Below are 1,884 nucleotides of genomic sequence, written 5' to 3' on the forward strand. Positions count from 1 at the left end.
GGCGGGCGGTGGCCGTGGGCGGCTGCGTGGGCGTCGGCGAGGCCGCGGCGGGAGCGGCGGCAGCGTGGGCCGGGGCAGCGGCGAGCACGGCGAGCAGTCCGGCGGCGACGGCGGCGCTGCGGGCCTGGCTGAGCTTGTTCACGATGGTTCTCCACGGTCGTTCGGGGGCACGGGATTGCGCCCTTCACCCCCGCACGACGCGCGACCTGCCGGGAGGTTGCCGCGGTTGCGAAGAAATTTTTTCCGCTGCGGGCGGCGGCGGGAGCGCTGCAGACGCCGGCGCCGTGTCCGGAGTCACGCCTGGGCCGTGTCCGGAGTCATGCCTGCGGTCCGGAGTCATGCCTGCGGTCCGGAGTCACGCCTGCGGCGGTGGCGCCGCCCGACGCGGCTCCCCGAACTCCCCGCCCACGGGCCCCGGGAGGCCTTGACACCCCGGTCGGCTTCGACCGCCCCGGACGCTTCGGTCGGCTCCGGCCGGCCCCGGTCGGCTCCGGTCGGCTCCGGCCGACTCGGATGCCCCGGACGGCTGCGGCCGCTCCCGGCGCCCCGGTCGCTCAGAGGTCGCGCAGGGCGGCGCCGAGCAACGCGACGCCCTCCTCGATCTCGTGGGCCGGGCCCGCCGCGTAGCCGAGCACCAGGCCCGGCGGTCCGGGGCTGACGCGGTGCCAGGACAGGGGGTGCACCTTGACCCCGCGGGCAAGGGCAGCCGCGGCCAACTCGGTGTCGGAGAAGCCGGGGAAGGCCGAAGGGGCGGAACGGCCGGGAGGACGGCTGTCCGGGTCCGGGCCACCGCGGGAGCCGCGGCCGCCGCCGGCGTCCCGGCCCCCCTCCAAGGTCACCATGAGGTGCAGTCCCGCGGCCGCGCCGTGCACGCTCGCGCCCGGCAGGTGTGCCTCGACGGCGCGCAGCATCGCGTCCCGCCGGCGGCGGTGGCGCCGGCGCACGTGGCGCAGGTGGCGTTCCAGCTCGCCCGAGTCCATCAGGCGGGCCAGGACGAGCTGGGTGAGGATGCCGTTGCCCAGGTCGGCGTACCGCTTGGCCGCCACCGCCGCCTCCAGCCGGTCCGGTGGTACGAGGAGCCAGCCGACCCGGAGCGCGGGCGCGAGCAGTTTGGACACGCTTCCCGCGTAGCAGACCCGCTCGGGCAGCAGCGAGCGCAGCGCCGGCACCGGGGGCCGGTCGTAGCGGTGTTCGGCGTCGTAGTCGTCCTCGATCACCAGCCCGCCGTCGGCCGCCCAGCTCAGCAGGTCGCGGCGGCGCTCCCCGTCGAGCACCACCCCGGTGGGGAACTGGTGCGCCGGGGTCAGCAGCACCGCCGGGGCGCCGCTCGCGCGCAGCGCCGCGACGTCCAGTCCCCCGGCGTCCACGGGTACGGGCACGAGCTCGTGGCCGCCGTACTCCAGCTGTTGGCGTGCGCCCAGTGAGCCGGGGTCCTCCACGGCGATGCGGTGGATCCCGTCGGCCCGCAGGATGTGGGCGAGCAGGGCGAGGGCCTGTGCCACGCCCGCGACGACGACCACCTCGTCCGGGTCGGTGCGGATGCCGCGGTTGCGCGCCAGCCAGCCGGCGACAGCCCTGCGGAGCGCGGGGGCGCCCTGCGGGGCGCCGTAGCCGAAGTCGGCCGGGCCGACGCCCGCGAGGACGGCCCGCTCGGCACGCAGCCAGGCGGTACGCGGGAACGCGGCGAGGTCGGGCACGCCCGGGGAGAGGTCGATCCGGCAGGGCAGGGCACGCAGGGCGTCGACGACGCCCTCGCGGTCACCCAGGCCGAACGCGGACCCCGGCCCCGGGCCGGCACCGAGGCCGGGGAACGCGGACCCCGACCCCGGTCGGGCACCGAGGCCGGGGCCCGTACCCGGGCCCGTGCCGGGGACCGCGCCGGGG

1 protein-coding gene is annotated in these 1,884 nt (G+C 78.0%); it reads right to left on the reverse strand.

The window, feature by feature from the left end:
* Nucleotides 1-554: 554 nt before the first annotated feature.
* Nucleotides 555-1,884 (reverse strand): aminotransferase-like domain-containing protein (locus GPJ59_RS35860; RefSeq protein ID WP_308120686.1); only part of this gene is annotated, 1,330 nt, incomplete at its 5' end.

The sequence above is a fragment of the Streptomyces bambusae genome, assembly GCF_019400985.1.
Taxonomy (GTDB): domain Bacteria; phylum Actinomycetota; class Actinomycetes; order Streptomycetales; family Streptomycetaceae; genus Streptomyces; species Streptomyces bambusae_A.